15 protein-coding genes and 2 pseudogenes are annotated in these 16973 nt (G+C 70.5%); 8 read left to right on the forward strand and 9 right to left on the reverse strand.

Annotated elements, in window-relative coordinates:
- Positions 1-8: 8 nt before the first annotated feature.
- The 4 genes and pseudogenes from QQY66_RS02895 to QQY66_RS02910 all read right to left on the reverse strand — a co-directional run bounded on the left by QQY66_RS02895 (position 9) and on the right by QQY66_RS02910 (position 4340).
- Positions 9-981 (reverse strand): annotated as a pseudogene (locus tag QQY66_RS02895) (serine/threonine-protein kinase).
- Positions 971-1456 (reverse strand): hypothetical protein, encoded by a 486-nt coding sequence (locus tag QQY66_RS02900; protein WP_301977428.1) that lies wholly within the window; start codon positions 1454-1456, stop codon positions 971-973. The pseudogene QQY66_RS02895 and the gene QQY66_RS02900 overlap by 11 nt, the downstream one beginning before the upstream one ends.
- Positions 1457-1513: 57 nt before the next feature.
- A pseudogene (locus tag QQY66_RS02905) lies at positions 1514-3814 on the reverse strand (FHA domain-containing protein).
- A 115-nt stretch (positions 3815-3929) separates the two neighbouring features.
- On the reverse strand, positions 3930-4340 hold the full coding sequence (locus QQY66_RS02910) for a hypothetical protein (RefSeq protein ID WP_301977429.1): 411 nt from the start codon (positions 4338-4340) through the stop codon (positions 3930-3932).
- 340 nt (positions 4341-4680) lie between these two features.
- On the opposite strand from QQY66_RS02910, the gene QQY66_RS02915 reads away from it, so the two are divergent.
- Positions 4681-5064, forward strand: coding sequence for a nuclear transport factor 2 family protein (locus tag QQY66_RS02915; protein WP_301977430.1), 384 nt, complete (start codon positions 4681-4683; stop codon positions 5062-5064).
- A gap of 71 nt (positions 5065-5135) precedes the next feature.
- Positions 5136-5423, forward strand: a complete 288-nt coding sequence (locus tag QQY66_RS02920) for a DUF1905 domain-containing protein (protein WP_301977431.1) — start codon at positions 5136-5138, stop codon at positions 5421-5423.
- Positions 5424-5565: 142 nt separating this feature from the next.
- On the opposite strand, the gene mgrA is transcribed toward QQY66_RS02920, so the two are convergent.
- Positions 5566-6558: an L-glyceraldehyde 3-phosphate reductase gene (gene mgrA, locus QQY66_RS02925; RefSeq protein ID WP_301977432.1), complete on the reverse strand. Its 993-nt coding sequence runs from the start codon at positions 6556-6558 to the stop codon at positions 5566-5568.
- A 117-nt stretch (positions 6559-6675) separates the two neighbouring features.
- On the opposite strand from mgrA, the gene QQY66_RS02930 reads away from it, so the two are divergent.
- The gene (locus QQY66_RS02930) at positions 6676-7563 is read left to right on the forward strand and encodes a LysR substrate-binding domain-containing protein (RefSeq protein WP_301977433.1); all 888 of its coding nucleotides are present in this window, start codon (positions 6676-6678) and stop codon (positions 7561-7563) included.
- Positions 7564-7590: 27 nt separating this feature from the next.
- On the forward strand, positions 7591-8100 hold the full coding sequence (locus tag QQY66_RS02935; RefSeq protein ID WP_301977434.1) for a DUF664 domain-containing protein: 510 nt from the start codon (positions 7591-7593) through the stop codon (positions 8098-8100).
- Here QQY66_RS02935 and QQY66_RS02940 read toward each other — a convergent pair.
- From QQY66_RS02940 to QQY66_RS02950, 3 genes are all read right to left on the reverse strand, one after another.
- Positions 8088-9152: an adenosine deaminase gene (locus QQY66_RS02940; RefSeq protein ID WP_301977435.1), complete on the reverse strand. Its 1065-nt coding sequence runs from the start codon at positions 9150-9152 to the stop codon at positions 8088-8090. The two genes, QQY66_RS02935 and QQY66_RS02940, sit on opposite strands and share 13 nt — an antisense overlap.
- Before the next feature lie 34 nt (positions 9153-9186).
- Entirely contained in the window at positions 9187-9579 is a 393-nt protein-coding gene (locus QQY66_RS02945; RefSeq protein WP_301977436.1) for a VOC family protein, read from the reverse strand.
- 117 nt (positions 9580-9696) lie between these two features.
- The gene (locus QQY66_RS02950; RefSeq protein ID WP_301977437.1) at positions 9697-11025 is read right to left on the reverse strand and encodes an aspartate aminotransferase family protein; all 1329 of its coding nucleotides are present in this window, start codon (positions 11023-11025) and stop codon (positions 9697-9699) included.
- A 102-nt stretch (positions 11026-11127) separates the two neighbouring features.
- Between QQY66_RS02950 and QQY66_RS02955 the strand changes: the two genes are divergently transcribed.
- Complete coding sequence (locus QQY66_RS02955; RefSeq protein WP_301987130.1) at positions 11128-12054, forward strand: LysR family transcriptional regulator; 927 nt, start codon at positions 11128-11130, stop codon at positions 12052-12054.
- A gap of 77 nt (positions 12055-12131) precedes the next feature.
- Here the strand turns inward: QQY66_RS02955 and QQY66_RS02960 are convergent, their stop codons facing one another.
- Positions 12132-13661, reverse strand: coding sequence for an FG-GAP repeat protein (locus tag QQY66_RS02960; protein ID WP_301977438.1), 1530 nt, complete (start codon positions 13659-13661; stop codon positions 12132-12134).
- A 609-nt stretch (positions 13662-14270) separates the two neighbouring features.
- On the opposite strand from QQY66_RS02960, the gene QQY66_RS02965 reads away from it, so the two are divergent.
- The 3 genes from QQY66_RS02965 (at position 14271) to QQY66_RS02975 (ending at position 16725) form a co-directional block, all read left to right on the forward strand.
- The gene (locus tag QQY66_RS02965) at positions 14271-14639 is read left to right on the forward strand and encodes a BlaI/MecI/CopY family transcriptional regulator (protein WP_301977439.1); all 369 of its coding nucleotides are present in this window, start codon (positions 14271-14273) and stop codon (positions 14637-14639) included.
- Positions 14636-15550, forward strand: a complete 915-nt coding sequence (locus QQY66_RS02970; RefSeq protein WP_301977440.1) for a M56 family metallopeptidase — start codon at positions 14636-14638, stop codon at positions 15548-15550. Before QQY66_RS02965 ends, QQY66_RS02970 begins: the two co-directional genes overlap by 4 nt.
- 146 nt (positions 15551-15696) lie before the next feature.
- On the forward strand, positions 15697-16725 hold the full coding sequence (locus QQY66_RS02975) for a C40 family peptidase (protein WP_301977441.1): 1029 nt from the start codon (positions 15697-15699) through the stop codon (positions 16723-16725).
- Positions 16726-16973 lie beyond the last annotated feature (248 nt).

The raw sequence follows: 16973 nt of genomic DNA on the forward strand, positions 1-16973 counted from the left end.
CCGCGCCCCTACGGGGCGCTGCCAAACACCGGCGCGGCCCACCGCGGCGGCGGCTTCGCCGCCCTCAGATCGACCTCCGTCGCCGGGTGACCGGACTCCGGCCCGCCGCGCGTGGCGACACGCAGCGCGGTGACGAAGGCCAGGCACGTGTCGTACCGGTCGTCGGGGCGCTTGGCCAGCGCCTCGGCGAACACCGGGTCGACGAGAGGGGCGAGGTCCGGGCGGGAGTCTGTCAGCGGGGGCGGTTCGTCGTACTGGTGGGCCCACAGCAGCGCCATGTCGTCGTCGCGCCGGAAGGGCGGGCGGCCGGCCAGGCACTCGTAGACGACGCAGGCGAACCCGTAGACGTCGCAGCATGCGTCGACGGGCTTGCCGGAGATCTGTTCGGGGGGCGACGTAGTCGAGCGTGCCGACGAACTGGCCGACGGTGGTGAAGCCGGTCAGGGACAGCGACTTCTTCGTCAGGCCGAAGTCGGTGAGGTAGACGTGCTCGGGGTGGTCGCTGTCGGTGCCGCGGGAGACCAGGATGTTGCCGGGTTTCACGTCCCGGTGCACCAGGCCGTGCTCGTGGGCCGCGTCGAGCGCGGAGGCGATCTGGGCGGCGATGCGCAGGACGGTCGGGGACGGCAACTGGCCCTGACGGTCGAGGAGATGGCGTAGATCGCTGCCGGCCACGTACCGCATCGCGATGTAAAGGACGCCGTCCGTCTCGCCCGCCTCGAAGACCGGGACGATATGCGGATGGTCGATCGCGGCGGCCGCCCCGGACTCGTGGGTGAAGCGGCGGCGGAAGGTGTCGTTGCGGGCGAGTTCGGGGGCGAGGAGCTTGAGGGCGACGGTGCGTTCCAGGCGCAGGTCCCGGGCGCGGTAGACGACGGCCATGCCGCCGCGGCCGATCTCGCGCTCGATGCGGTAGCCCGCGACCTGCCTGCCGATGAGTTCGGAGGGGCGGCCGGAGAAGAGGCTCGTGTCACGTGCCATCGGGTGTCACCACCTGCGTGGGGGCGCGGTCGGCGGCGCGGGGCGCGTCGTCCGTCGCGAACGTGCTCGCCCGCGCCCCGTCCGCGTAGACCCAGCGCGCGTTCTCGACGTCGTACAGCCACACGTGCTCCCCGTCGACGACGATTCCGATGCGCAGCCCTTGTGTGCGGCTGCGGAAGGCCTCTCCGTCGAGGGCACCGGCGGCGAGTTCCCCGACCGCGGCGCGGTAGTGCGCGAGGGTCTGTTCGGCGTGGGCGAGCAGGGGGCGTGGGTCGTCGCCGCGGGTGAGCGGTCCGCCGGGCAGGGGTGGATCGTGGGGTACGGCGACCAGGCAGCGGCCGTCGACCCAGGCCGACCAGCCGTTGGCGCACAGGACGTGGCCCCAGTCGCCGCGCCGCTCGACGAGCTGGACGGGCAGCAACGGGCCGAGGGCCACGGTGGGCCGGGCGGGGTCGGGGGTCTCCCAGGCGGGCATGCCGTGCTGCGGGACGACGTGGGTGGGGCGGAAGCCGGGGGTCGCCGTGATGGCCGCCTACTTCCGCATCACGACGGGTTCGTGCCGGCGCAGCAGCCGGGACACCGCGTAGCCGAAGACCGCCGACAGCACGACCAGCATGCCCACATTGAGCAGCCACACGCCCGCCGTGTGCTTGAACAGGGGGTCGCCGGTCAGCTCGCCGGGCACGATCCGGGCGAGGCCCACGGTGCCGGCCATGGCGCCGAGCGCCCACCGGGAGGGCACGATCCACGACAGCTGCTCCAGGCCGGACACGCCGTGGAGTTTCAGCAGGGCGCCGCAGAAGACGACTTGCACGATCGCAAGCAGCACGAGCAGTGGCATCGTCACCTCCTCCTTGCGTACCAGCGCCGACACCAGCAGGCCGAGCATCATCGCGGTGAAGGCGAGCAGGGCGACGGCCACCGTGATCTCGATGAGCGGCGGCATCAACACGCCTTTTCCGCCGGGCGCGTTGAGGTCGACGCCGAGCAGTGCGACGAGGGTGAGCACCACCGCCTGGAGGACGGTGACCGTCCCCAGCACGACGACCTTGGACATCAGGTACGCCGATCTGGACAGGCCCACGGCTCGCTCGCGCTGGTAGATGACGCGTTCCTTGACGAGTTCGCGCACGGCGTTGGCCGCGCCGGTGAGAACGCCGCCGACGCACAGGATCAGCAGGGCGTTCATCGCCGTCTCCTGCGTCAGCTTGCTGCCCGCCAGTGCGCGGGCCATGGCGCCCATCACGAACGGCAGGGCGATCATGATGGCGAGGAAGGTGCGGTCGGCGCCGAGTGCCGCGGCGTACCGGCGGATCAGGGTGCCCAGTTGGGCGCCGCGGCTGCGTGGCCGGGGCGGCGGGGCGACGGCGACCGGGGCGGAGCCGTCCAGCAGGGGCTGCGCGGTCGCGTCGGTGATGTACCGGCGGTGGAAGGGCGAGACACGGAAGTCACCGGCCCAGTCCCGGTCGGTGTCCCGCTCGAACGCCTCGAAGGCCTCCGGCCACTGCTCGAAACCGAAGAAGGCGAGGGCGTCGTCGGGAGGTCCGTAGTACTCGTCCTGCCCCCGGGCGCGAACACCAGGAGCCGGTCGCAGACGTCGAGGCTCAGGACGCTGTGGGTGACCACGATGACCGTCCGGCCGTCGTCGGCGAGGCCGCGCAGCATGTGCATCACCGAGCGGTCCATGCCGGGGTCCAGACCCGAGGTCGGCTCGTCGAGGAAGAGCAGCGACGGCTTGGTCAGCAGCTCCAGGGCCACGCTGACCCTCCCCCAGTGCCTGAACGGCCTGGGGGGACCCCCATCGCTGCCCGCCGGACAGACTGTGCACGGGCTGCCGGGAGCGCTGCTCCAGGCCCAGTTCACGGATCACCTCGTCGACCCGGTCCCGGCGCTCGGCCTTGGCGGTGTCCTGCGGGAAGCGCAGTTCGGCGGCGTAGGACAGGGCGCTGCGGACGGTCAGCTGGGCGTGCAGGATGTCTTCCTGCGGGACGAGGCCGATGCGCTGGCGCAGTTCGGCGTAGTCGCGGTAGAGGTCGCGGCCGTCGTAGAGGACGGTGCCGTGGTCGGCGGGGCGCTGGCCGGTCAGGGCGTTGAGCAGGGTGGACTTGCCGGCACCGCTCGGGCCGACGACCGCGAGCAGGCACTTCTCCCCCACCGGGAACGACACATGGTCGAGCAGTGTCTTGCGGCCGCGGTCGACGGCGACCGCGAGGTCCTGTACGTCGAGGGAGACCTCGCCGGTGTCGACGTACTCCTGCAACTGGTCGCCGACCAGGCAGAACGCCGAGTGGCCGATGCCGACGATGTCGCCGGGGCCCATCGGCGCGCGAGTCACGGGCAGGCCGCCCAGAAAGGTGCCGTTGTGGCTGCCGAGGTCGACGATCTCGAAGGTGCCGTCCGGGAGGGCGCGCAGCTCGGCGTGCCGGCGCGAGACGACCAGGTCGTCGATGACCAGGTCGTTGTCGTCGGCGCGGCCGATGCGGACGGTGCGGGTGGGCAACGGCCGTACGGTGGTGGGCCGGCGGAAGGTGCCGGTGCGAGACGGCATGGAGACGGCGGAGGGGCGCTCCGGGGCCGGTGCGGCGGGCCCGACCAGGACGGCACGGGGGCCGTCGGAGGGGTTGCCGAAGCGGATCTCACAACCGGGGCCGACGTCCCCTGCCTGGATACGGCGGCCGTCGGCGTAGGTGCCGTTGGTGCTGTGCTCGTCCTCGAGGGTCAAGTGGCCGTCGTCGGCCCGCAGTACCGCGTGGTGCCACGAGACCCGGGCATCGTCGATGACGATGTCGCTCAGTGGATCGCGCCCGACGTGGTACTCGCGGCCCGGACTCATCACCGTGGAGCCGGTGTCGGTCTCCAGGACGAGTTCAGGCGCCGTCGGCGCGACGGCCGCTCCACCATGCCGGAATTCTATCGATTTGTTTACATATGCGCTCGACGCGAAGGCTTCAGGCGACCGGCGCGAACAGGGCCGCGGCGGTCCGCTGCATACGCAGGGCGTCCACGGACTCCGCCAGCAGCTCGTACTCGGTGGTGTCGTCGCTGACGGCCACCCTGATTAATCGACCCTCGGCCAACGCCTCGGCGATGAGTTCCTGCTGGTCCACGTCACGGCACCAGCCGCGGAGCACGGCGGGCACGTCGGCCACGGTGTCGCCGACGGGGACGAGCGCGCCGGGCGGCAGATGCTCGGCCTCGGGCTGCGGATCCAGCCGGTCGGCGATCCAGGAGGCACGGTCGCGCAGCCACCACAGGGCGAGGGCGAGCGTGGGAGCCCGATAGGTCCCTAAGGGCACTCCGATACGCCGACCGCCGCAGGTGCCGTACCCCGTGACATGGCACAGGAATTCGTCGTGCACGATCCACTCCCCGTTCGTTCCGCTCGCCGGTCGGCCGTTCCTCGCTTTCCTGCGGCTCTGGTGCTGTGCGCGGCTCATGCGCGGTGCGTGACGGATGCTGCGCCGACTGTGAAGGCCCTGAAGTCGAGTATGTTCACTACCGAATCACTGTCACCATGAATTTCCGGCCACTCTCCCGGCATATTCACCGCTGTTATTGGCCGAAAGGCGGCGGGCGCGGCCATTACCCGAGGGGTAATCGACGGTCTCCCCCGAGCCGGGCATGGTTGCGGTACCGGGTCAGCGCGACCGCGATCCGGCTCTGACCAGCAGGTACGACCTTGATGGAGGCTGATTCCGCATGTCCGCGAACACCGACCGTTACGAGAGTGCCGTCGCCCGTTACTTCGAGGCATGGAACGCCGTCGAGCCGGAGGAACTGGCCAAAGCGGTCGCCGCCGCCTGGACCACGGACGGCGGCTACACCGACCCGCTCGCCGACGTCAGCGGGCACGAGCAGATCGCGGCCGTGATCGCGGCGGCCCACGAACAGTTCCCCGGTTTCGCATTCCGCCTGCTCGGCGCCGTCGACGGGCACCACGACACGGCGCGCTTCTCCTGGGAGCTGGTGAGCGAGACCGACGGAGCAGCACCCGTCGCCGGATTCGATGTGATCACGCTGGACGCGGACGGCCGCATCCGGTCCGTGCTGGGCTTTCTGGACCGGGTGCCCGCCGGCGCGTGAGGCTCGCGATGAGTTTCTCCGCTCACGGTGGTCCTCTCCCTACGAGGACCACCGCGAGCGGAGGCAGCATCATGACGACGACCACCCAGCTGGACGAGGAATTCACCGCCGTCCTGCGCAAGAGCCCGAGCGACGGCGGCTGGACCTATCTCGTCTGGCCGCAGAGCGTCGAGTTCTTCGGCACCCGAGGGCTCGTCAAGGTCCGCGGCACGATCGACGGACACCCTTTCCGCAGCTCCTTCATGGCCCTGGGCGACGGCACCCACAAGCTGCCCGTCAAGGCCGAACTCCGCAAGGCCATCGGGAAGGGCGAGGGTGACACGGTGACCGTGCACCTCGACGAGCGGCTCAGCTCCTAAGCGGCCCTGGTGAATTCGGCGGTTCGGCAGCGCCCCGAAGGGGCGCGGGGAACTGCGCGACCAGCCACGACGGACCAGCAGACGACCGGCGACCTCACCGCACCTCCCGCGGAGCGCTCCGCGGCGTCGCGGCGGGAGGCGCTCAGGGCTTGACGAGCGCGTCGATCCGGGCCAGTTCGTCCGCGTCGAAGTCGAGGTTGCGGATGGCGCCGACGCTGTCCTCGATCTGCTGCGGGCTGCTCGCGCCGACGAGGGCGGACGTCACCCGGCCGCCGCGCAGCACCCAGGCCAGGGCCATCTGGGCCAAGGTCTGGCCGCGGGACTTGGCGATGTCGTCGAGGGCGCGCAGCCGGGCGACCAGTTCCCCGGTCAGCGCCTCGGATTTCAGGAACGGGCTGTCACCGGCTGCTCGCGAGTCCTCCGGGATGCCGTCGAGGTAGCGGCCGGTCAGCAGACCCTGCTCCAGCGGGGAGAAGACGATGGAACCGACCTGGAGCTCGTCCAGCGCGTCCAGCAGGCCCTCGCTCTCGGGGCGGCGGTCCAGCATCGAGTAGCGCGGCTGGTGGATCAGCAGCGGGGTGCCCAGCTCACCGAGGATGCGGGCGGCTTCACGGGTCTGCTCCGCCGAATAGTTGGAGACGCCCACGTACAGCGCCTTGCCCTGCTGCACCGCCGAGTGCAGGGCGCCCATCGTCTCCTCCAGGGGAGTCTCCGGGTCGGGGCGGTGCGAGTAGAAGATGTCGACGTAGTCCAGGCCCATACGGGCGAGGGACTGGTCGAGCGAGGAGAGCAGGTACTTGCGGGAGCCCCACTCGCCGTACGGGCCGGGCCACATCAGGTATCCGGCCTTGGTGGAGATGACCAGCTCGTCGCGGTAGGCCGCGAAGTCCGCCTTCAGGGCCTCGCCGAAGGCGCTCTCGGCGGCCCCGGGCGGCGGGCCGTAGTTGTTCGCCAGGTCGAAGTGGGTGATGCCGAGGTCGAAGGCGCGGCGCAGGATCGCGCGCTGTGTCGCGACCGGGCGGTCCGGACCGAAGTTGTGCCACAGGCCGAGCGACAGAGCGGGCAGCCTCAGGCCGCTGCGTCCGGTGCGCCGGTAGGGCATGTCCGCGTAACGGTCGGGGTGTGCGGTGTACAACGCGACTCCAGAGGGGTTGGCGCGGTTTCCTGACTACCTTTGTCCACTCTTTCGCGACCTGGGGGCATTGGTCCAACAGAAGAATCCGATGGAATTCAGCGGATAGGCTTCTCAGTCATGGAACTGCGCCATCTTCAGCACTTTGTCGCGGTCGCCGAGGACCAGCACTTCACCCGTGCCGCCGAGCGGCTGCTGGTGTCCCAGTCCGGCCTGTCCGCCTCCATCCGCGCGCTGGAGCGGGAGTTGCAGACGCCGCTGTTCGTGCGGACGACGCGCCGGGTGACGCTCACCCCGGCCGGGCGGGCGCTGCTGGTCGAGGCGGAGCGGATCCTCGCGCAGGTGCGGGCGGCCCATGAGGCGGTGGCCGCGGTGCAGGGTGTGCTGCGCGGCATGCTGGCGCTCGGGTCGGAGCAGTGCATCGCGGGGGTGCATGTGGCCGGGCTGCTCGCCGCGTTCCGGGGCCGCCACCCGGACGTGGAGATCTGTCTGCGGCAGGCGGGCTCGGGTGCGCTGGCGGAGGAGGTCGCGGCCGGGCGGCTCGATCTGGCGTTCACCGTCCGGACGGCGGGCGAGGACACCGATCAGCTGCGTGCCGTGCCCCTGACCAGCGAGCCGATGACGGTGCTGTGCCATCCCAGCCACCGGCTGGCGGCGGCCGGTACGGCCGTGACCCTGGAGGAGCTGGGCGGCGAGGTCTTCGTCGACTTCCACCCGGACTGGGGGCCGCGTCGCACCACCGACGCCGCGTTCGCCGACGCGGGCGTACGGCGGACGGTCGCCCTGGAGGTGAACGACGTGCACAGCCTGCTGGACATGGTCGACGAGAACCTGGGCATCGCCGTCGTACCGCGGCATTTCCGGCACAAGCGCGAGTCGCTGACGGCCCTGTCGGTGAAGGACACCGACGAGATCGTGTACGAGACGGTCGCCCTGCTGCCGCCCGCGCAGGCCACGAGCCCGGCGGCCCGGGCGCTGATGGCGTTGCTGGAAACAGAGGGCGCGTGACGGACGGCGATGCGCGATGGTGGAGCCATGCATGCCAAGGACATCCTCATCGACGCGTACAGCCGCATCCAGGAAGAAGTCCACGCCGCCGTCGAGGGTCTGGGCCCCGACGACCTCAACGCCCGGCCGTCCGTCGACGCCAACTCCATCACCTGGCTGGTGTGGCATCTCACCCGCGTCCAGGACGACCACGTCGCCGACGCCTTCGCGCTCGACCAGGTGTGGCTCACCCAGGACTGGCAGAAGACCTTCGGGCTCGAGCTGCCGCGCCACGACACCGGGTACGGGCACTCGTCGACCAAGGTCGCCAAGGTGCGGGTCGACTCCGGTGACCTGCTGACCGGCTACTACGACGCCGTGCACGAGCAGACGCTCGGGGCCCTGCGTGCGCTGGCCGCCAAGGATCTGGAGCGCATCGTGGACGAGCGCTGGGATCCGCCGGTCAGCCTCGGCGCCCGGCTGGTCAGCGTCCTGTCCGACGATCTGCAGCACGTCGGACAGGCCGCCTACGTCCGCGGGCTGCTTCAGAGCAGGTAGCCCGGCAGGACGACGTCCTCGATGAGGGCCTTGCGCTCGTCGAACGGGATGAACGCGCTCTTCACGGCGTTCACCGTGACCGTGCGCAGGTCCTCGACGCCCCAGCCCGCCTCCTCGACCAGCAGGGACATCTCCCGGGTCATCGTCGTGCCGGAGACGAGACGGTTGTCGGTGTTGAGGGTGACCCGGAAGCCCAGATCCTTCAGGGCCGTGATCGGGTGCTCGGCGATCGAGGTGGCGGCGCCGGTCTGGAGGTTGGAGGTCGGGCACATCTCCAGCGCGATCCGGCGGTCCCGTACCCAGCCCGCGAGCCGGCCGAGCTTGTCGTCCACGATGTCCTCCGTGATCCGGACGCCGTGGCCGATGCGCTGGGCGCCGCACACCTGGAGGGCCTGGTGGATGCTGGGCAGCCCGTGCGCCTCGCCGGCGTGGATCGTGAACGGGACGCTCTCGCGGCGCAGATGCTCGAACGCGGCGAGGTGGTCGGCGGGCGGGAAGCCGTCCTCGGCGCCGGCGATGTCGAAGCCGACGACTCCGGCGTCCCGGAAGGCGACGGCCAGGTCGGCGGCCTCGCGGACGCGGTCGAACATCCGCATCCCGCACAGCAGCGTGCCCACCCGGACCGGCGTGCCCGCGGCCGCCGCCTTCGCCATGCCGGCCGCCAGCCCCTGCTGCACGGTCTCGACGACCTCCGGCAGGGTCAGCCCGCCCTTGAGCATCAGCTCGGGCGCGTACCGCACCTCGGCGTAGACCACGCCGTCCTCCGCGAGGTCGAGGACGTACTCCTCGGCGGTGCGCAGCAGTCCCTCGCGGGTCTGCATCACCGCGAGGGTGTGCTCGAAGGTGGCGATGTAGCGGACCAGGTCACCGGAGTTCGCGGCCTCGAAGTACCAGGCGGCGAGCGCGTCGGGGTCGGTGGTGGGCAGGGTGTGGCCGACCTCGTGCGCGAGCTCCACCACGGTGGCGGGGCGCAGTCCGCCGTCGAGGTGGTCGTGCAGGACGGCCTTGGGGAGGCGGCGGAGAGCGGTGGCGTCTATGCGCGTAGATGACATGTGCGGTGGTTCCTCGACGTTCGGTTGAGCGGGGTCAGGCCGTGGGCTGGAGCAGGTCCCAGCGGTTGCCGTACAGGTCCTGGAAGACGGCGACCGAGCCGTACGGCTCATGCCGCGGCTCCTCCAGGAAGGTCACGCCCGCGGCGAGCATCCGGGCGTGGTCGCGGGCGAAGTCGTCGGTGTACAGGAAGAACCCGACGCGTCCACCGGTCTGGTCGCCGACCCGCCCGCGCTGGGCGTCACCCTTGGCGCGCGCGAGCAGCAGCCCGGTCCCCTGCGCTCCGGCACCGGGTTCGACCACGACCCAGCGGGAGCCGTCGGGGCGCGGCGTGTCCTCGACGAGCCGGAATCCGAGGGCCTCGATGTAGAAGCGGATCGCCTCGTCGTAGTCGTCGACGACGAGGGTGACCAGGGCGATGCGTCTCATCGGGGCCTTTCGGGGCGGGGTGCCGAGGAGTGGTTGACGCGAGAGGTTATACGTAAAACCTCCGGGGCGCCAATCGGCGCATTCGGGGGGGCGGGCGGCCCGATCGGCACGGTGAACTCAGAGTGCGGCGCAGGCGTCGCCGAGCGCCTGGTCCAGGATCGTCAGGCCGAGCGAGAGCTCGTCCTCGGTGGCGGTCAGCGGTGGCGCGACGCGGAAGACTCCGCCCATGCCGGGGAGTTGGACGATGTTCATGTGCAGGCCGAGTTCGAGGCAGCGCCGGGTGACCCGGGCGCCCAGTTCGTCCGAGCTCCGCTTCGACTCGCCGTCCGCGACGAGTTCGAGCCCGGCGAGCAGCCCCCGGCCGCGGATGTCTCCGACGACCGCGTGGCGCCCGGCGATGTCCTCGAGTCCCTGACGGAGGAACCCCCCGAGCGAACGGGCGCGTTCGTCGAGCTTGTCCTCGATCAGCACGTCGAGGACGGTGTTGCCGACGGCGGCCACGAGCGGGTCGGACACATGCGTGGTGAAGAACAGGAACCCGCGGTCGTACGCCTCCTGCTCGATCTCGGCGCTGGTGACCACGGCCGCGAGCGGGAGTCCCGCGCCGAGCGTCTTGGACAGGGTGAGGATGTCGGGGACGACACCGTCGCGCTCGAAGGCGTACCAGGTCCCGGTGCGGCACAGTCCGGTCTGTGCCTCGTCGAGGATCAGCAGCATGCCGCGTTCCCGGCACTTCTCCTGGAGAGCCGCGAAATACCCCTCCGGCGGCTCGATAATGCCGCCTGAGCTGAGAATCGGTTCTACGAGGCACGCGGCCAGGCTGCCGGTCGACTGGGCGTCGATCAGGTCGAACGCGAAGTCCAGCTGGCGGCGCCAGTCCAGCGAGCCGTCGGCCGTGGTGAAGTCCGGTCGGTAGGCGTTCGGCACGGGGATGGCGAAGTTGCCGGGCGCGGGCGGGCCGTAGCCCTTGCGGCCGGTGCTGTAGGTGGCGGAGGCGGCGGCCTGTGTCATGCCGTGCCAGGACCGTGCGAAGGACACGATCTCGTGCCTGCCGGTGACGAGCTTGGCCATCCGGAGGGCGGCCTCGTTCGACTCGGCGCCGGTCGTCAGCAGCAGGACCTTCTCCAACGGCGCAGGCAAGGTGTCGGCCAGCCGCGCGGCGAGGCCGACGACGGGGCGGCTGAGCATGCCGCTGTAGAGGTGGTCGAGGGTCGCGATCTGTCGCTGGACGGTCGCGACGATCTGGGGGTGGGAGTGGCCGAGGATCGCGCTCATCTGGCCGGAGGTGAAGTCGAGGATCTTCCGGTCGTCCGCGGTGAACAGAAAGCTTCCGGCGGCACGGACGATGATCTCGCGGGTGAACTCGCCGCCGTAGCGCACGAGATGCCGCTCGGCATCGGCCCAGAAGGCTTCGGTGGACGGGAGGGAGGTGGTCGAAGCAGCCATACCGTCGACGCTAGGTCGCGGTCGAGCGACACGTCCATCTCACAATTCCGGCCTTCCTGTTCGGTGTTTCCGCACAGCGCTCCGCACCACAATGACGGCGTGATGAACCCATGGAGGCTACGACTGCTGACCCAGCTGGACGCGCTGGGCACCGTCCGGGCGGTCGCCCAGGCCGCCAATCTGAGCCCGTCGAGCGTGTCCCAGCAGCTCGCCGTGCTGGAGACCGAGACACGAACCCAGCTGCTGGAACGGACGGGACGGCGGGTGCGGCTGACCTCGGCCGGGCTGATCCTCGCGCGGCGGGCCCGGGTGATCCTCGACCACATGGACGGCGTCGAGGCGGAGTTGCGCGGTTTCGGCGAGGAACCGGCCGGGCTGGTGCGGCTGGGCGCGTTCCAGAGCGCGATCCACACCCTGGCCGTACCGGCGGTGACCCGTCTGGCACGCGACCATCCGCACCTCGACGTCGAGCTGCGCGAGTTGGAGCCGCACGCCAGCATGCCCGCGCTGCGGGCGGGCGACGTGGACGTCATCATCACGACCACGGACTTCGACGAGCTGCCGTTGGGTCCGGACCTCGACCTCGTACCACTGGCCGCCGACCCGATCCTGCTGGTCGTCCCGCCCGGGCACCGCGCGGCCGGCCGTGGCCCGGTGGACCTCGCGGCCCTGGCGGACGAGCCGTGGGCGTTCGACATGCCGCAGTCGTACATGGCGAATCTCGCGCTACGACTGTGCCGTCAGGCACGGTTCGAACCGCGGGTGGTCTGCCGGTTCAGCAACTACATGATGACCCTCCAGCACGTCGAGGCCGGGTTGTCGATCGCGCTGCTGCCCGGCCTGGCGGCCGACCACAGCCGCTATCGCGTCGCCACCCGGGAACTCGCGACTCCTGTGACACGGAACATCACGGCGGCGATCCGCCGCGGCTCACCACCTCGCGCGGCGGTGCGCGTCGTGCTGGACGTACTGCGTGACCATCCGGACCCAGGAAGCGCCGAACTGCTCGGGCCACGCGATGTCCGGTAGTCGGACAGGATCACGCCCGGTCTGCCCGTGGCGGCGGAGCAGACCGGCCGGTGGTCAGCAGTTGGTGGGGACCGCCGCTACGGGGCGAGGGTCTCCCCGAAGCGGGCGTCGGGTGAGGGGGCGCTGAGTGTGGCGCCGTTGAAGGACCACGATCCGGTCGCGGCGGGGCCGTTGGCCGTGCCGGGAAAGACCCAGGCGGCGCCGTCGTTGGTGTCCTCGCCGGGTGCGGAGGCGATCAGTTCGGCCTTGCCGTCCTTGTTGGCGTCGATGAGCCGCAGGGCGCCGCCGAACCAGTCGCCGTTCTCGTTGTCACCGGGAACGGACGGTGTGCTCTGGCTGAAGCTGGCCAAGCCTCTCGGCGTGAGTCCTCCGGCACTCCCCCGCATCACCCACACCGTGCCCGGGTCGGTGAGGGTGTTGATGTCGTTGGCGGGAGCGCCGAGCGCGGCGTCGGCGTAGCCGTCGCCGTCGACGTCCGCCACGGTCACCGCACCGCCGAAGCGGTCACCGGTCTTGTCGTCGCCGGATGCGCCGATGGTCGTCTGGGTGAAGTGCTGGTCGGCATCCGAACCCTCCGGACCACGCAGACCGCTGGGTCCGCCGAGGAAGACGTCGACGGTGCCGCCGTCGAGGAACGCTTCGATCTGCTCGTGCCAGTCGGTGGGGGAACCCATGACGACGTCGGCGTAGCCGTCGTCGTTGATGTCACCGGTGGCGCCGACCGGGCCACCGCGCAGGCTGCCGCCGTCCGTCAGACCCTCGGAACCACCGCGAAGGTACCTGGCCTGGCCGAAGGTCTCGACGGGATTGAGCGATTCGGTGGTGGTGAAGGTGCCGAGCAGGACCAGGTCGTCGTCGTTGCCGCTGTTGTCGTAGTTGTCGTAGTCGCCGGAGGTGAGGCCGGTGGGGGTGAAGTCCTCCGACCACCTCCAGTTCACGGGAGTGGCCCGGACGGTGTGTCCGCCGTCGGCGCCGGCTTCGAAGACGTAGGTCTGCAGAGCCTTGCTGCTGACGAGCGCGAGTTCGGTGCCGGAGCCGTGGAAGCGGCCGGTGGCCAGGCCCAGTCCGAAGCGTCCGCGCGCCGTCGGCGTGCTGTCCTGCAGCGTGACCGCGCCGGTTGCCCGCAGCCCGTTCGCGGAGCCCCACAGCACGACCGCCGCCCCCGCGTCGACGGTGGTGCCGATGTCCTTGCCCGGCATGCCCACGACGAGGTCGGCGTAACCGTCGCCGTCCAGGTCCCCGGAAGCGGTGGTCCGTCCGAAGCCGTCGTCGGTCTGGGCGAGCCCCGGTACGCCGGGGGTGCTCATGCTGAACGTCGCCCGGCGCGTGGAGGACAGGCCGCTCGCCGACCCGTACAGCACGGCGACATAGCCGGCGCCCTTCTGCGCGCTGACCGTGCCTCCGGGGGCGGAGATCACGGCGTCGGGGTAGCCGTCGCCGTTGAAGTCGTCGTGGGCCGCCTGCGCGGCCGCGGGGGCGGCGGGCGCCGGAGCGGCCGTCGCGGTGATGGTGGCGCCGATCGTCAGTAATACGGTCGCCGCGGCAGGCCCGGACAGCAGGCCTCTTCGTGTAACGGAGGTTCTGGTGGTGGAACGCGTACTGCGCACGTCGTGGCTCCTGGGATCTCGGCGTGGCCGGTCGGGCGCGGAGTCGCGGGGGTGCGGCGGGGGCCCGTTCCCCGCTGCCGCGAGGTTGGACCGGAGACCGGGCACAAGGGTTGTGCTCGGTCGCACCCGAAAGAGCAGCCACCCCGGGCGTACGCACGCCCGACATCCTCTTCCCGCACGGGAGTTACCCAGGGGACGCATCCCGCACCGCGCCGCACCCGGGGCGCGGCCGTGCGGCGGGCTGACTGCAATCACGCGGAACATGGAGCCGGGAGAGGCCGACCTCACTCGACTCACCGACCCCTGCCGCGCCCTCCGGTATGTCGCCTGCGTGCCCCTCTTCCTCCGGGTGAGGCCACGGATCCAGGAGCGATCGGGAGTTTCCCGACTACCGCGCCACCGTCGGTACACGGAGTCGACTCCCAGCCACATGCAGGCGCGAGCGTAGACAGCCGATCTCGTGTCGCCCGCAACCGGACCATGACCAATACCGTCGCCACCAAGATCGGATAGAGGCGGGCGCCTCAGCCGTCGGCCGCATCGCCGAACATCACAGCGGAAGGCACGTTCTACTATGGCGCTGCGTATTGCAGTGGGAAGGGAGCGACGATGCGGCGGCTGGGGGATCTCGAGGCGGAGATCATGGACCGCTTCTGGCGGTGGCAGCGGCCGGCGACGGTGCGGGAGATCGTCGACGACATCAACAAGGAGCGCCCGCTCGCCTACACGACCGTGATGACCGTGACCAACATCCTCTACAACAAGGGCTGGCTGCTGCGCGGCAAGCAGGGCCGGGCCTGGCTGTACACGCCGGTCCGCAGCCGTGAGGAGTACGCGGCGGCGCTCATGGAGGACGCGCTCGGCGCGAGCGAGGACCGTCCCGTGGCCCTGGCCCACTTCGTCCAGCAGATGGGTCCCGACGAGATCAGCGCCCTGCGCAAGGCATTGCGCGCGGCGGGGCGGCAGGCCGAGTCGTGAACGCGGTGCCCGCGCTGCTCGGCTACGCGGCGGGAGTCGGTTTCCTCGCCCCGCGGCTGCTGCTGCACAGCGCCTGGCCGCACCGGGCGCCGGCCCTGGCCGTGGCCGTGTGGCACGGGCTGACCGTGTCGTTCACCATCGCTGTCGCGCTGGCCGCGCACCACCTCGCCAGCCCGACCGAGCACCTGCACGCCGACCTGATCGGCGTGCTGCATTCCTGCGGTCTGACCAACGCGACCGCCGCGCCCGACCCGACCATCATCGACCGCCTGGCGGTCGGTCTCCCGCTCTTGGCGGTGCTCCTCGTACTCGGCTGCTTCGTCTTCGAAGTGCTCCACGGCCGACGTGCCCGCACCCGTCACCGGGAAGTCCTGGACATGGTGGGCCGTCGCTCGCAGCACTTGCGCGCCACCATCCTTGAACACGAACTGCCCGCCGCCTACTGCCTCCCGGGACACAACCCGCGTGTCGTCGTCAGTGCGGGCGCCCTGCGGCTGCTCTCTCCCGGGCAACTCGATGCCGTACTCGAACACGAGCGTTCACACATCGCGGGCCGCCACCATCTGGCGCTGGCCGCCACGGAGGCGTTTGCCCGGGTCTTCCGACGACTTCCGCTCGCCCACCACGCCAGGGAGCAGACCGCAGTGCTCCTGGAGATGATCGCCGACGACCGGGCGCTGCGCCGCCAGTCTCGCGAGGTGCTGGCCTCGGCCATGTACGAGATGGCGGCGGCCAAGGCCGCCCCCGCGGGCGCGTTCGCGGTGGGTGGTCCGAGCGCCGTGGTCCGAATGCGGCGGGTGCTCATCCCGCAGCGGCGGCCGCATGTCGCGCTCCTTGGTTCGGTGACCGCCGCAGCGGCCGTGGTGCCGGTGCTCCCGCTGCTGTTCGGCTGCGTACCCATCATTGGATGAACCGGGCGCAAACGCCCCTCTTTCCCAGCGTGGATTGCGACTTCATCTACGAAGCTACTAAGTTTCTAGCGTATTTGATCGAGCCGACGGCACTGCGCTGGGAACGGTGCCTTGCCCGCGTGGGCACACAGAGGAGTTGTCGCAGGATGGGATCCCACCGCCGACCGAAGCCACCGAGCGGTCCCCGGCTCGCCGTACTGGCCGCCTCGGCGGGTGCGTTCTCCCTGCTGTCCACGGCACAGAGCCAGGCCGCACCGAAGCCCTCCATCGAGAAGGTGCGCGAAGAGGTCGAGGAGCTATACCACGACTCGGAGGCCGGCACCGAGGCGTACAACACCGCCCAGGGGAAGAAGGCGGTCCTGCAGAAGGCCGCCAACAGGGCACAGGAACGGGTGGCCGAGCAGCAGGCCGAGATCAACGAGATACGCAGCGAGATGGGCCCGGTAGCCGCCTCACAGTACCGAGACGGTGGCCTGGACCCGAGCGTGCGGCTCTTCCTGTCGGCCGACCCCGATGACTACCTGGAGCAGGTGGAGCTACTGGATCGTACGAGCTCCCGGCAGATCTCCCTGCTCAAGAGCCTTCAGCACAAGCAGCGGGAGCTCGCCCAGACGCGCGCCGAAGCGTTGAAGAAGCTTGAGGCGGCCCGCAGGGCCCAGGAGCAGATGAGCGAGAAGAAGCAGGAGATTCAGAGCAAGCTTCGCAAGGCCCAGAAGCTCCTGAACAGCCTCACCGCCGAACAGCGGGCCGAGCTCAAGGCCGCGGAGGCGGAGGCCGACCGCGCCTCCGGCAGCAGCGACAGCGCCGCCACCTACAACGGTCCCGCCAGCGGACGCGCCCGTACCGCGATCGAATTCGCCTACGCCCAGCTCGGCAAGCCCTACGAGTGGGGATCGACCGGCCCGAACTCCTACGACTGCTCCGGCCTGACCGGTGCCTCCTGGCGCGCCGCCGGCGTCTCGCTGCCCCGCACCGTCAACCAGCAGTACAACGCCGGCCGGCAGGTCGCCCGCTCCGACCTCCAGCCCGGCGACATCATCTACTGGTACAACAACAGCCAGCACAACGGCCTGTACATAGGCGACGGCAAGGCCATCCACGCACCGCGCACCGGCAAGAACATCGAGATCACCAATCTCGACTCCATGCCGTACTTCGCCGCCACGCGGCCCTGATGGCCGGATGGCGGGTTGTTGGCGCCCTGGTAGTGGATCACGTCGGCGGCCCAGGATGCCGATGCGGCGGCGCGCCGGGGTCACCGGGGTCCAGAGTGACGGGCCGCTACCTCCGTCAGGGTCGCGATCACATCAACACGTGACAGCCCTGTGCAGCGAATCTGCCCATGGCCGCGCCGGAGGTCCGGTCATCCGAGCGGATGAAGGCGCTCAGCTACGGTCCGTGCCGTAATCGATCCTCAGGTGGG

Origin of the sequence: Streptomyces sp. DG2A-72 (assembly GCF_030499575.1) — a bacterium.
Taxonomy (GTDB): Bacteria; Actinomycetota; Actinomycetes; order Streptomycetales; family Streptomycetaceae; genus Streptomyces.